This window comes from Fischerella thermalis PCC 7521 (genome assembly GCF_000317225.1).
Lineage (GTDB): Bacteria > Cyanobacteriota > Cyanobacteriia > Cyanobacteriales > Nostocaceae > Fischerella > Fischerella thermalis.
Genome location: NZ_AJLL01000123.1, coordinates 1 through 330, shown reverse-complemented (window position 1 = coordinate 330; position 330 = coordinate 1). Strand labels below are relative to the sequence as shown.

1 pseudogene is annotated in these 330 nt (G+C 41.8%); it reads right to left on the bottom strand.

Annotation, left to right across the window (positions count from 1 at the left end):
* Window positions 1–330, bottom strand: a pseudogene (locus UYK_RS0123805) (diacylglycerol kinase family protein); the annotation flags it as partial.

The following is a 330-nucleotide window of genomic DNA, read 5'->3' as shown; positions in this document are numbered from 1 at the left end:
TTACTTGTAGAGCAGTAAAAGCATAAGCAAATACTCCCCCAACGACGCTTAACTTCTTTAGTAAGTCGCTGAGTTATTTTTACACTCAGTCCCAAACTAGCAACATTGAAAAAGTGCTTGCCGTTTACCCATCCCAAGTCGATGTGTCGTAACTCACCCTGAGCTATCACTTTGCTAGCTTCAGGTAAGGAGTTTGGTATTCCTAAAGTTCTTGCCAAATCATTGGCAGTTCCTAAAGGTAAGATTCCCAACGGTAAATTAGTCTCTATCAATGTGTCTACTGCCGCATTGAGGCTACCATCCCCACCACCAATAATTACCAAATCAACT